This window comes from Pseudomonas salomonii (assembly GCF_900107155.1).
GTDB lineage: Bacteria > Pseudomonadota > Gammaproteobacteria > Pseudomonadales > Pseudomonadaceae > Aquipseudomonas > Aquipseudomonas salomonii.
The window spans coordinates 76,545-89,574 of sequence record NZ_FNOX01000018.1 but is presented as its reverse complement, the minus strand read 5'-3'; the positions used below and the strand labels follow the sequence as shown (position 1 = coordinate 89,574).

Here is a 13,030-nt window from a genome sequence, read left to right as displayed (position 1 = left end):
GAATGGCACTTACTTAACCTTCTTCGGGTGTCCATTTTTCCTGACCTCGGCCCTTGCCGCCGAGCGCGTCTGCATCAACATCGGGTAAGGCTTGGGCCTTCGTTTTATGGCGCGAGGCTCAATCCGTCCCGGCCGGTTTCCGACACGTTTCCTAGCGATCAACTTGAGTAAATCCTGCACCCTATCGTCTTGTTCGTCGCAGCTGTACTGCCGCATCGCAAGGAATAATTGAAGGCTATGTTTAAAGCTAAGCTCGCGTGGCAAGCAATCAGCTAATAGCGCGGATTTGGCCATGATCATCCGAATCAAATTATGCGCCAGCAGATACACCCATAACTCTTTTACAGCCATGCCAGGCGTCTTGCAGCTCAACGTTTCAAGCCCCAGCGTTGTCTTGATATTGCGCAGATCCAGCTCAACATGCCAACGGTCTTTGTACAGTGATTTGAGCCCAGCTTTGGGTACTTGCTGCGGGCAGTTCAAGGTGGTTACCAGGATTTTTCCGCCGGTTTTCAGCTCACGTACTGTCAGTGTTTCAGGCGCATCGTCGTAATAAGTTTGGCTCATCCAGGAAGGTCGATTCCTAGGTTTTGTCAGCTCAACCAAATGATCTTCCGGCCCCAGCGATTGCCCGAGCCGAAAGTCGGTACTGCGTCGCCTAGCGCCATATTGTTCGAAAACACCGTCGATCCCACGACGTTGCAGTTCGCACAGCAAAAAGTACGTTGCGTAGTAGGCATCGCCCAACACAATGTCGCCTTGATTCAGAGTGTCGAGCATCGTCCTGAGCAACGTCTGCTCATCGCCACCTTTGCCTCGAAAACGTCCCAGCGAGGCATCTAAAACAGCACCGCTGGCCAGGCAAATGATTCCTACCAAACGGCAGATGGGGAAACCCAGTCCTGCTTTCTGACCACGCGATTGCGGATAGGCAGCTTGGTTCGCCGCAGTGTCTGGCAGGGTCACCGTGGTGCCATCTACGAGGCGCACCGGACGCCCCATCCAGCGCCAGGATGGTGACGCGTTGTTACTCATCGTTGATCCCGTGGAGCGCAACAATGTTGAAACCATCTCTACCGGTAACCGCGCCCGTGCTTTGCAATAAGCGCCGGTGTACACGCTGCTGGGGCTTAGCCCATCACAGCAGCGTTTGATCGAAAAATCATTCACGGCCTTCTGACAAGAACGGTCGGCATTCATGGCTTGAGCCAGAAACATCGACAGCGTTTCAGTCGGCGGGAACAACCGTTGACGATGCTTGGGCATCACTGACTCGACACGCTGTAGCAGCGCCGGATCGGCTAGCAGCTTAAAGAACGCATGGGCATTGCTGTTTTTTGCGTGCTGCTGAATGCGCTGCTGTTGATGCCTGACGATTTGACGTCTACGATTCACGCGGGCTGTCCTTGTTCTAGTGGTGTGTGTTCGCAACTATCACCGTAGACCAAGGGCGGCCTTTTTTCATTTTTTTGTAGTCAGATCAGCCGGTTAGCCGTTAAGTAAGTGCCATTCGGGGCAGACCACGTTTTTTGAATGAGCCGGCGCATATCGGTACGAGGTTCCCATGACACGTGAGGTTCAGATGGCAGGTTTAGCGGTAGTCGGATGGCGGTTGGTGCAGGGGTTGTGCCTGCTGCTGATGTTCGTCAGTGCAAGCGTTTGTATGTTGGCGTGGGGCTCCTTCGACAGCTCTACCGCCGGTGCTTTCGGAGCGGCGCTGGGCGGTTTCCTGATGTGTGGCATTGGGCTGCTGTTCGCATTTGTGTTCGAGCGCTTGCGCACGCCTCGGGCCACGGCGCGCTACATGGCGACGCGTGTGGCTGTGGTTCTGCTGCTGGCAGCGGGCGCGGTGTACTTGGCCGACGCGGTATGGCTTGCGCCTGAGCGCGACGCGCTCGACGCGAATTTGGAAGGGGCGACCTGTGGCAAGTACACCGGCACCATCGTGAAAGGCTGGGAGCAGATTTGCGCCAGGAGGAAATAGGGGGCGATTGAAGGAGTAAAGGTTTTGGACGAGAGGCCGTAAAATGAATAACTATGAGAGTGCTGTACTGGTTCTTGAGGAGATGGCTACCCTGCTCGATATGGCGGGAATTCGAGACTGGGCCGAAGGCCTGCGACGAGTCGGTAGCTATAGTGAGTCTGAAGCGACTGTTTTATATAGTGCGGTACTAAGGATGTATGGTGGTAGTGGTTCCTTAAGCGATATTGTGCTTTATCACGATGGTAAACTTCTAAAGGCAGAGAATGACAGATTTGATGAGTTGCGCTCTAAGCTGTATCTAATTTGCCGTTGAGTAGAGAAAAGATAAAATAGGGATAAGATCCTGAAAATAGTGAGAATAGGGGGCAGGCCCTGAGGGATTCCCAATTCTTCTTACGAAAAATCAAGAAGTTGGAATTATTGAAGGTAGTGCGGATCTAAGTATTCGTCAGTCCGAAATTTTCCGTCAAATTAAAGATGGGAGTTCGATTCCTAGGGGTAAAGTGGCTGAAAGCTTTGGCCTGAAGCCGGGTGTGCTGTTAAAGGAGCAAGGGTATCCTAATGGCATTCCTATTGAAGTTATGAAGTTTCCGGGTGCCAAGTAATGAAAGAAAAAGATGTGGTTTCAATCTTGAAGGAGCAGGGATGGACTTGTAGCAAAGATGAAGTTGGTGATTATTTTTGCGTCACTGACGTCGGAGGGGCTAAACTTCAGGTCATCCCATCGGTTAGTAAGCGCTCGGACCATTTTCGGGTTTCGCTTATGCCCTCCATTTCCTCAAAGGAATTCTCGGAGGCCGCTTCTTTTATAATGGGTAATGACGGTAGTAATGCACCGATCATAGTCAGCAATGAAGCTCCGGAGAAATTGTCTATTTTTTCTGGCGATGATGTTATTAGACTGTCCGAGAAGGCGTTGTCTTGGGCTCGCTCTCAGAGTATTGACGAGGGGTTGAGAGCTTATAGAGTGCTCCCAACAGATGCTAAAGGTGCAATGCCAGTTCGCCATTTGGCGGCTCTAGCACTGGCTGGTGATACGGTACGTTTGGATGAATATAAACAGAGCTTTGGGAAGGGCGACAGGCTCGGATTTGTGCCTTACATTACCTCCGATATGATTGATCGAGCACTGATGATAGCTAAAAAAATAAATAGGAAATAGGGGGCAGACCGGGCTTTTGCTTTTTCTAGTTCGGCGGAGTTGATCTTTAAAAATATGATTTATTTTTGAAATGTTTTTTCCGAGTGGTCGACAGCTAAGCTGTAATCTCTTATCAAGTTAGGGGTTTATATGGCTCGCCGTCCTAGGATTTTACCGCCGGTTATCCTGTTGCATATTATACTGCGGGGAAACAATCAGTAGAGGAAGGGGAAGGATTCATTTAATTCTCCGAGTCCTTTGTTAGTTAAATAAATCCGTCCCTTTTCCGCCCTTTTCACGCCAAAGTTGCATAGGCGACAGGCCACTTTTACTGCCCAAGCGTGGCCCGCACCTATTCACTGCCTCACCATTAACAGGGCAACTCGTCAGCCGCTCTGTCGTGGTCAGTTGACGCTGTTAAGCCTGCGAATGATGACATCCAGCAAATCACACCCATCGCGCAGCGGTATAGCCAGTAGTTGGGCGAAGTCTTGAAGCACCACAGCATCGCTGCTGAGCTGTTCGCGGAAGGCCAGGTTTTCCAATAGTTGGGTGACGGCGCGAATCCGGTACGCGGCGGCGTCGTGGAGCACGTCGAGGGGGGCGCTGGTGTCGATAAGCAGAGCAGGGACGGTGCAGTCGTGGCCCGTTAGGGGCATGTATTGGTTCATGGTGAAACCTCGGTCAGTAGAGTGAAGCTGTCACCTCTCGTCGCCAAACGAATGGGTGACAGCTGTACGCAGGTTGGCGAACCGGGACCGAGTTCCGGCAGACCCGAAGGTCTCCCGCGCACAGCTGCCATAAAGCAGCGATGCGGGTACGGAAGCCCCTGCAAGCAAGCAGAAAGCTTTCGCATACGGTCAACGGATCGCCAAATCCGATCGCCCTTGTTGGGCGATGGGCCGGACTATAAGCCCCCCACCCAAACCCACGCAAGGCACCAACGCCCTGACTCAACCCCTTTTCGCCTATCCCCAACCCCACCATTTCCAACGCATTCTGCCGTCTGCTCACGGATATCAGGCAAATCCCCAATAGTTTGGGGAAGCTTCCTGCCGCAAAAGGAACCATTTCCCTCAAGCCCGGGCCTTTAACCCGCCCGCCCGCCCGCCACCACCTGCGGTGCGATTGCTCGCGCCTGTGGTTCAGCAAGGCGCCTTGAGGGAGTGCATTCGGATCATCTGATCTTTCGCTCAGCAGGATCCCTCAGGGCCTGCCCCCTTTTTTGTGCTTTTGCCTACGCTGTATTCCGCGACCGTGCCCAACGATTTTCCTACTGCAGGAAATTTATTGCCGAACCCATTGTATGAAGTGGACGGTTAGGTTGATGGAAGTAAAAGCATCCTGGTTAGAACCAATAAATATAAACTACCTGTGAGAACTGACAGTTATCTCGTGATGTGGGGCAGTGTAGATTCGAGGTGGAAATAGACCCTCTTAAAAAGAGGCTGACATATTTATAGGAGATGAATATGAACAATCCTTACAATGTAATGGGCACGGACGCCAGCGATAGTGAAACAGACCCGATCTTCAATGCCACCACGCAAGAGCGCAATGCAGTGGACCCCCGCACTGGCCTGTTTGAACTTTACCTTCCACTGTGCACGGTTACCGGAAATGACGGCAACGGGCCAGCCGTTAAAGTCGATATCCTGTATACCCCCACTATCAACAATGAAGCAGCTTTAGGAGATGGTTGGTGCCCACGGATGAGCAGCTGGCGAGCAGCCCATGAGAAATTGACACTACACTCTGGGGAAACGATTGAACTCAAAAAAAATAAGAATATGAAGAACACTGCGGTTGCTGCAACATGGTCTGATGGCAAACTTACAGTGGCGCGCAAGGACGGCAGAACAGAAGTACTGGTGTTGCAGAGTGATTCTGGGGTTTACATGCCTGAGTCGTTGACCATGGATGGTAAAAACTTTGTATATTTTACGTGGGCGACAATACCTCACGTTATAAGTGGAAAAACTTATTATCAAGTTAAGTTGACCGGTATTAAAGATGGTCGAAGTCGCAGGCTGCTCGAGGTTGTCTACGTTCCCGCTGTGATGGGCTCTAATTATAAGCCCGAAATGGTCTACTTCGCTTTTTGGCCGGGTAGCCCGGAGACAATCACTTATACCCTGAGCATCGATGATTTTGCCTTGCGATCCGTGAGTCTTGAAGATGGCAGCAAAACCACCTTCAACTACTTGGACCATCCGGTGTGTGGTCGACTGCTGAACGAGACTGTCAACTTTGATGGCCTTACGGAAAGCGTCGAGTACAAAGACAATGGTCTGAAATTTCCGGACAATCCAAAGTTATCCGCATTGCCCTGTGTCAGCAGTCACACCTTGACGCCGACTGGCACGGGAACCCCGGTTATCACGACCTACGAGTATATGCGCGACGGAGAAAATTCGAAAAATTACGTGACTATTAAACGCGAAGGTGTCCCGGCTATTCGCTCAACCCATTATCGTTACGATGCACAGCACAATGTTAAGTCGGAAACAGTCACGCAAGGTGGGGGCGAGGTCGCAACAATTTATGATTATGTAAAAGGGAAGCCGATTGGTCTTGGTACCCGTTTTGGCTCTAGTATCGCTACCACCACGTACAAAAAAGAAGCAAAAGAAAATTCAATAGTTATTAAAAACTTTTTAAATGACGATGGCGGACTCATCAGGACTATACAGGATGGAGTGACTCATGAAGTAGGTTATGTCGATGAAACTCTCCCCTTAAATGAAACGTTATGGTATCCGCTATTCATTTGGCTGCGGAAAGAAATACCTAATCCCCTTTTGTTGGAAGAAAGTGCTCTCAAAAGCATATTTCCCTCAAGCAGAGTTAACGTCGATGCGATCTATGACAGTAATTTGTTCCCGGTAGGGATATGCGATGGCGATCAGTCCAACCTGTGGAATATAGCTCAGTGTAGCCTGTATCAATATGGAAGTATTGAAGGCCTGAGCGAAACAAAACTTACGAGCACTCTGCGCGTTACTTTCGCAGGCGATGATGCCAAGGAGGGTGCCTACGTGATTCAACAGAACAGCTATTTCGAGGGTCGAGACTTTCGCACCGGGCGCCCAAAAAGCATCAGCCAAGCGACCGTAAGGCCCGGTCACTTCACTGGCGAACCCGCACGCTATTTCGATTACACGCTGGGCGGCGTTGATGAAACCGAACTGACCACCACCACTACCGATACCGATGAACGGGGCAACCAACGCACCTCTTCAGAGACTCACAGTACCCTCAGTGGGCGCCTCATTCGCCAGGTCGACGTCGATGGCAACCGCACCGACTATGGTTATGACGCTTACGGCAAGTTGGCGACGTTAACCACCTGCGCACAAAGTCCGACCTATAGGCAAACGACGACTTATACCTACCCGGCGCCAGGGCAAGTGCAGGTCACCGGCCCTGAGGGGCTCACCCATCTGAGCCAGTACGATGGCCAAGGCCGCTTGGTCAGTGAATACCGGGTTGAACAGGGAAACAAGATACTCATCAAGGCCGTAAGCTATGACGCTCTGGGGCGGGAACTGCGTACCACCCACCATAAGCACACCAATAATCAGCTCAGCGAATGGGAGGAGTTGGAATACGACGAGTGGGGCCAAGTGCGCTGCCGTACGTACAGCGATGGCCGAAAAGTCTTCGATGTTTACGATCCCGTAGCGTTGACGCGCACGCATTGGGCCGGAAAAGACACTGACAAACACGCCATCGTCACTCACTACAACGCGAATAAGACCATCCGTAAGGTCGAATGGAAAAACCAGCAGGGCCATGTTTACCAAACCCAGACCGCCACGTACAACCGTGTCCGGCAGGTCAAAACACTCTACACCGAGGGCGAACGCGGGATCACTACCGTGGAGTACAGCTACGATGCATTCGGCCGCTTGCTCCGCGAAACCCACAGTGAAAAGGGCAAAGGGGCAACGGATGTGGCCACGGTCTACACCTACCGCTATACCCGCTCCAAACACTGGCTGCAGCCCGAAGCGGAGCAAGTGGACATCGAGTTCGACAATAAAACCTACACCCTGGGTAAACGCAGCTTCGACAGTTGGGGTCGCGTCACCTCCATCACCCGCGGGGCCAGCACCGAAACCTTCACTTACACAGGCGCCAGCGGGGTGCCGGCAAAAACGGTGACCGCGCAAGGCAGCATCCTTGAGCACGAATATATCAAGGAGCTGGGCAATCGCCTGGCCAGGACCCGAACCGCTAATGCAGGCGAAGAGAAGACATTTACTTACGCCTATGGGACTCAGGGTATTTCAACCGCCTCGGAAGGGGAGCACCTGCTGAGTTATTCCCATGACCTCTCACTGCGTGTCACCGAGCAGAGCGTACAAGCTGAGCCTGGTGTGACTAAAACAATAAAGTCTGATTATTCGCCGCAAGGGCGCCTGCTCAGCGTTACTAGCCCCTTGGATTTAAAAGCCGAATTCGAGTACGACTCGCCAAAGGGGTTGCCTTACACAACTACGGGAGCAGACGTTTTAACAAAACACCTAACAGACGACCAAGGTCGACTTAGGGAGGAGTCCGTTCACAAAAAAGATAGCTACGATGTGCTGTGTACGGTGAACTACGCCTACGATGGGAGCCTGGGTGAAGTCAGTCGCATTTTTTACGGCCCGAAAGACGTGGATTTTAAAGTGGCCAGTGCCTTTGAAAACGATGGAAAATTGAAATCAGTCGAACTTAGGCAGGGAAACGCCGACAACGCATCGAAATTACCCGAATCAAAAACATATGACACCGTATTGGGTCGGCGCGAATACATCTATACCCCGGGCGGGCGACTCGGGGCCTGCCTCACGACGGGCGTATGGTGCCCAAAGAACCCTAAGGGCAAAGACATCTCCAAACAAGTGTTCACTTATGATGCCCTGGGCAATGTCACCACCTGCGTCACGACGTTCAGTGATGGGGAGAACACCGCAACCTATACCTACGATGGCCTGAAGGGGTTTTGTCTGACTCAAGTGGACAATAGCCATGTGGACTACACATCGACGGCCAGTTTGAGTTATGACCCCGCCGGGCGCGTGACGCAGGACCAGACAGGTAAAAAGTATGAATATGATTGGCTAGGGCGACTGATAAAAGCCGGGAGCACCCGCTATACCTACGACCCGACTGATCGTTTGATGACCCGCGATCACGACGGCAAAAAGACCCAGCTTATGTATGACGGCAACAATGTCACGGGTGAGTATAAGTTGGACGGCAGCGGCGACGCCCGTGAGCTGCTTCCCGCAAGCAGCGCCTGTATCGTGCAACGATCCAGGATGTCCGGTGTGAACAGAACCCTGTATTTACTCTGCGATGCCAATGGCACCGTGATATATACCTACGACTCAACAGCGGGCACCGGCCAGCACCACGCGTATACGGCTTACGGCGAGCATTTTTCGCAAGATACTGACTCAATGCTGAGCTTTAAGGGCGAACATCGCGACCCTTCAACTGGCCATTTTGCGCTGGGCATGGGCTACCGTTTTTATGACCCGAGCGCCATGTGTTTTAACGCGATGGACGACTTAAGCCCCTTCGACCGAAGAGCTGGTCGTAACGTCTATGCCTATTGCGCAGAAGACGATCCCATCAACCATCACGACCCCAGCGGTCACTTCTCGGTGAGTGCGCGCTTGCGTGCCGAGTGGGGTGACCGTCTCCCGGGGCCTATGAGTCTCAAAGGCGCTGGGCAGCTGATCAATAACATACTTTGGGGGGGCATCGGCGTAATGGTGGCCATCATGAGTGGCGGCTTGGCATTACCGTTGTATGCCGCATTGATTGGGCTCGCGGTGATCTCATTAGGGGCAGGCGTTGCTTCAGTGCTCCTCAGCGAGACCCATCCAGAGTTGTCCAATGTTCTGGCATGGGTATCCTTGGGGGCGGGCGCGGCAGGCGGAGCGAAGGCGCTCGCTGGCAAGGTATTCAAGCTGGCGAGTTTCCTGGGGCGTACAGGGCTTGCAACTGCCAGCAGAGTTTTGGTTAAAGCGGCCCCCAGTCTGATAAACCCACTGAGACGAATGGGGCAGTTCAAGGACTATGGCAATCTATATGGCCAGTTCGCTACTCGTGGGGCTTCGCGTCTGATTCCAGCTATTCCTCGCAAAATAGGATCAGTGTTGGAGCAAGCCAAAGGTGCCACAAGACTCTTCGGCCTGGGTGACGCCAATACAATCGTGTTTGTTACCACGGGTGTTTTGGGAAATCTGGGCGTTCCTGAGGGCAGCGCTGACTTCGCCAATACTGCTGTCGGGGATGCCACGTGGTTACCTTGGGGCAGTTGGGGCAAATATTGGAGTAAGGTTCGATTCCGTTGAGTGAGTGCCAATATCAGCGCTTTAAAACCGCAGTCTATACCCGTTAAAACCAATGCCCCGACATGTCGGGGCATTGGTTTTTCGTGCCGGTTGAAAATTAAGGGGCTTTGCAGCCCACCCCCGTCGTCGTCCGGTTAGTCAGCGCTGTTAAGCCTGCGAATGATGACATCCAGCAAATCACACCCATCACGCAGCGGTACAGCCAGTAGTTGGGCGAAGTCTTGAAGCACCGCAGAGCGGGGACGGTGCAGTCGTGGCCCGTTAGGGGCATGTATTGGTTCATTTTCAGTACTCTGTTGGTGGATTAAGCCACCACGCATTCGTCGCCAAACGAATGGGTGGCAGCTGTACGCAGGTTGGCGAACCGGAACAGAGTAACCGGCAGACCCGGAGGTCTCCCGCGCACAGCCGCCATAACATTCACAGCTTTGCGGGTGCAAAAACACCTGCATGGACGCGGGTTGTTTTTGCACTCTGTCGTCAGGTCGCCAAACCTGATCGCCATATGGGCGACGGGCCGGACTATAAAAGCTCCCCACCCAAACCCACGCAAGGCACCAACGCCCTGACTCAACCCCCTTTCGCCTATCCCCAGCCCCTCCATCCCCAACGCATTCCGCCGTCCGCTCACGGATATCAGGCAAACCCTCGGTAGTTTGGGGAAGTTTCCTACCGCAAAAGGAACCATTTCCCTCAAACCCGGGTCTTTACCCCGCCCACCCGCAACCGGTCGGGCTGCATGGACTGCAGCGTTTTAAAACGACATTAAGGATTAATGTGAACTTCGCCTCCCCATTCCCTTGTCTGCCACCACCGGCTGCGGTGCGATTGCCCGCGCCTGTGGTTCAGCAAAGTGCCTTGGGGAGTGCATTCGGATCATCTGATCCCTCGCTCAGCACACCTACAGCCGCCGGGCGTATTGGCGGCTTTGACTGTAGTTCATGGAGTTTGAAATGAAGCGTAAGCCGTTCCAGAAAACCCTGTTGGCCCTGATGGTCAGCGCAGGCGCCGCGCATGTTGCTGCGGTGGAATTCGACGTGAGCAGCGGCCAGAACAAGTGGAAAGGCCAGGTGTTCAACGAGCCTGTCACCTTGGTCGGGTCGCGCAATGTGGTGGCCACCCAGCGCAATGTCGATGGGGCCAGTGTTGCCGAAACCAATGTTCAGGGTTCGCTGATCAACCGCGCCGACTACACCATTGATGGCAGTGGCCTCAACATCCGTGGTTTTGTGGTGGATGGCGCGCTGGACTCTGATCTGCGCGCCCGTGGCGGCACGATCACCGGTGATGTCATCCAGGCTGGTACGATCAGGCTTACCAACCAGACCTGGGCCGAAGGTTTTGAGGTGGGCGCCGCGAACATCGGCGGCAGCGTGATCAACTCCGGAACTATCGTCGCCGTTGACGTGCCGGGGTCGGACAGTGACGGCGAGGGCATGTACCTCAATGGTACGACCGTTGGTGGTGACGTGATCAACTCCGGCCTGATTGATGTCACTTCCATCTACGGCTACGGCCTGATCCTGGATACCCATAACAACATGCCGGTGACCGTGGGCGGCAAAATCCTCAACTCCGGCACCATCCGCGTCACGGGTGAAGAGGCGTTGGGCATTGAAGTTGAAACCGACACCAGTGACCTGCGTATAGAAAACAGCGGTGTGGTGACGGTCAACGGTGGCATGGCCAGGGCCGTACAGTTCAACTCCGGTACCTTCGATTACGTGCTCAACACCGGCACGATTGAAGCCAACGGCGCCAATGCGGTGGCTGTGCATCTGACTGGGGCGACCTTTACCCAGAACCCGCAGCCGGGTGCGCGCGGCGTTATCAACCGTGGCCTGATCAGTGCCGACAGCACCGCGATCCTGGTCGATGCCCGCGACCAGACTTCGCCGTTCGAGATCAACCAGCAAGCAGGCGAGATCCGCAGCAAATCCGGCACGGCCATCGACGCCGCCAACCTTGCCACGCTGAACTGGACGGGCGGCAAAATCACCGGCGACCTGCTCAACTTGAGTGCAGTGAATGTCGCTGGCCAAGCTGATTTTGTCGGCAATCGCATTATCGCGCCGGTATCGATCAATTCCGGCTCGTTGAACCTGGCCGCGCCCGGTACCACGATCAGCGGCAACCTTAACGTCGCCAGCGGTGCGGGCATTGATATGCACTTGGCCGACAGCGTGGTGCCGACCACGCCGTATCTGTCGGTCAACGGTACGGCCAATTTCGCCCAGGCGTCGAAGCTTACGGTGAGTGCGCAGCCAGGCGACTTTGCGCGCACCAATAACGGCACTCAATACACCCTGTTGCAGGCCACCAGTGTGCAGAACAACGGTCTGTCGGTTGCCAGTTCGTCGTCGCTGCTCAACGTGCTGAGCTACTCGGCGGATGCGCAAACGGTCAAGGCTGTTGTCGCAGTTAAAGACAACCAGCAAGTGCAGCAGGAACTTGCCGGTGCAGGTGCCAGCGCCGCAGCGGCCACGGCGGTGAATACGTTCAAGAACGATGTGCTCGGCGGGCTCAACCAGAACGACCCAGTGTTCCAGTCCCTCGCCAACGCCGGGACTGCGCAACAGCTTGCTCAGGTGAGTGAACAGCTCAAGCCGGATGTGAACCGTGGCGCGCTGGATGTAGCGTTGTCGGGGCAGACTGTTATCAATGGCGCGATCTTCAACCGCCTTACCGACCAGCGCGAAGGCCATCAAACCGGCGGCGTGTGGGTGCAGGGTTTGAGCAGCAACATGGACCAGGATGGGCGCGGCGGTAACAACGGTTACTCGGCCAACAGCAGCGGCATGGCCGTGGGTGTGGACGGGCGTTTGAACGACACCACCACCCTGGGCGTGGCTTACAGCTACCTTAATTCCAACATCCATTCGGACCTTGGCAACAAGACCGATGTGGAGGGCCACGCGCTGTCGCTGTATGGCAACTGGGCGCTGCAAAACTGGTTTGTCGATGGCAGCCTCAGCTACGGTCATAACGACAACGACAGCAAGCGCCATGTGGCGGGCACCACGGCCAAGGGCAGTTACGACAGTAATGTGTTGTCGGCCAGCGTGATCGGCGGCTACAGCTTCAAGCCATCGCAGGCGGTGGTGATCGAGCCGCGCGTGGCGGCGCGTTATGCCAACGTGCGCATGGACAGTTTTGACGAGAAGGGCTCGGCCGCCGCGTTGAGCACGCGTTCGCAGCGCTATGAAGTGGGTGAGCTGGGCGCGGGTGTGCGTTTGGCCGGCAACTTGCCGATGGGCGCAGGCAGCCTGCAACCGGAAGCGACTTTGATGGCGTATCACGACCTGATGGGTGATCGCGTCGCGCAAACCTCCAACTTCGTGGCGGGTGGTGCAGCGTTCACCACCACTGGCGCGTCGGTGGCGCGTGACAGCTACGAGGCGAGTGTGGGCGTGAACTACCAGGTGTCGGACTTCACCGTGGGCGCCAGCTACACCCGCCAAGCGCGCAGTGGCTTTGACGCCGATGGCGTGATGCTCAAAGCGCGTTACGCGTTCTAAGCCCCAGCGCTGATCGTTCCCACGCTCTGCG

Annotated in this window: 7 protein-coding genes; 5 read left to right on the top strand and 2 right to left on the bottom strand. The window is 54.5% G+C overall.

The annotated features are described in order from the left end of the window. Positions 1–9 precede the first annotated feature (9 nt). Positions 10–1,395 carry an IS4 family transposase gene (locus BLV67_RS30050; RefSeq protein WP_069786347.1) on the bottom strand — a complete coding sequence of 462 codons (1,386 nt, stop codon included), beginning with the start codon at positions 1,393–1,395 and terminating at the stop codon, positions 10–12. Between the two features lie 169 nt (positions 1,396–1,564). Between BLV67_RS30050 and BLV67_RS30045 the strand changes: the two genes are divergently transcribed. From BLV67_RS30045 to BLV67_RS30035, 3 genes are all read left to right on the top strand, one after another. Then, the gene (locus BLV67_RS30045) at positions 1,565–1,984 is read left to right on the top strand and encodes a hypothetical protein (RefSeq protein WP_068931698.1); all 420 of its coding nucleotides are present in this window, start codon (positions 1,565–1,567) and stop codon (positions 1,982–1,984) included. A gap of 43 nt (positions 1,985–2,027) precedes the next feature. Beyond that, positions 2,028–2,297: a DUF6966 domain-containing protein gene (locus tag BLV67_RS30040; protein ID WP_069786423.1), complete on the top strand. Its 270-nt coding sequence runs from the start codon at positions 2,028–2,030 to the stop codon at positions 2,295–2,297. Positions 2,298–2,588: 291 nt separating this feature from the next. Then, positions 2,589–3,146, top strand: a complete 558-nt coding sequence (locus BLV67_RS30035; protein WP_068932619.1) for a DUF6990 domain-containing protein — start codon at positions 2,589–2,591, stop codon at positions 3,144–3,146. Positions 3,147–3,529: 383 nt separating this feature from the next. Here the strand turns inward: BLV67_RS30035 and BLV67_RS30030 are convergent, their stop codons facing one another. Then, positions 3,530–3,784 (bottom strand): hypothetical protein, encoded by a 255-nt coding sequence (locus BLV67_RS30030; protein ID WP_017136667.1) that lies wholly within the window; start codon positions 3,782–3,784, stop codon positions 3,530–3,532. 813 nt (positions 3,785–4,597) lie between these two features. Here BLV67_RS30030 and BLV67_RS30025 point away from each other — a divergent pair. After that, a complete protein-coding gene (locus tag BLV67_RS30025; protein WP_069786420.1) occupies positions 4,598–9,481 on the top strand; it encodes an RHS repeat domain-containing protein in 4,884 nt (1,627 codons plus the stop codon). A 953-nt stretch (positions 9,482–10,434) separates the two neighbouring features. Next, positions 10,435–12,999, top strand: coding sequence for an autotransporter family protein (locus BLV67_RS30020; RefSeq protein ID WP_069786419.1), 2,565 nt, complete (start codon positions 10,435–10,437; stop codon positions 12,997–12,999). The last annotated feature ends 31 nt before the right edge of the window (positions 13,000–13,030 follow it).

Bases quoted from the DNA above. Each gene is read 5' to 3' on its own strand.
- BLV67_RS30025 (WP_069786420.1), top strand. From the start codon at position 4,598: ATGAACAATCCTTACAATGTAATGGGCACGGACGCCAGCGATAGTGAA.
- BLV67_RS30040 (WP_069786423.1), top strand. From the start codon at position 2,028: ATGAATAACTATGAGAGTGCTGTACTGGTTCTTGAGGAGATGGCTACC.
- BLV67_RS30035 (WP_068932619.1), top strand. From the start codon at position 2,589: ATGAAAGAAAAAGATGTGGTTTCAATCTTGAAGGAGCAGGGATGGACT.
- BLV67_RS30020 (WP_069786419.1), top strand. From the start codon at position 10,435: ATGAAGCGTAAGCCGTTCCAGAAAACCCTGTTGGCCCTGATGGTCAGC.
- BLV67_RS30045 (WP_068931698.1), top strand. From the start codon at position 1,565: ATGACACGTGAGGTTCAGATGGCAGGTTTAGCGGTAGTCGGATGGCGG.
- BLV67_RS30030 (WP_017136667.1), bottom strand. From the start codon at position 3,784: ATGCCCCTAACGGGCCACGACTGCACCGTCCCTGCTCTGCTTATCGAC.